This window comes from Algibacter sp. TI.3.09 (genome assembly GCF_038154905.1).
Lineage (GTDB): Bacteria > Bacteroidota > Bacteroidia > Flavobacteriales > Flavobacteriaceae > Algibacter.
Map to the genome: position 1 here is coordinate 1 of NZ_JBAKAN010000046.1, position 299 is coordinate 299.

The window sequence follows — 299 nt, forward strand, 5'->3', positions numbered from 1 at the left end:
CCGGGTTATTTAAGTGTGGTTGCCGACCCTTCATTTCCTAGAACAGATATTCGCCGTATTACGGAAGCGCCGTCTGGTCAATTTATTGCGCCTATGTATAGTTCTACTCAAGCATGGAATGCCACTGAAAGTTTAATGATTGTTTATGGTGGTGGTACGCATAAACTTCTAAATGGTAAAACATATGCCTTTGTTCGAGATTTATCGGATATTAATCCTGACGATGTAGAAACCGTGTTTTGGCATTTTACAGACGCTAATGTGTTTTTTTATATCGATAAAACCACCACTGAATTTAT

1 protein-coding gene is annotated in these 299 nt (G+C 38.5%); it reads left to right on the top strand.

What is annotated here, in order from left to right; genetic code table 11:
• The coding region (locus V6246_RS18265; protein ID WP_341561875.1) for a hypothetical protein at positions 1–299 on the top strand (299 nt) is incomplete at both ends.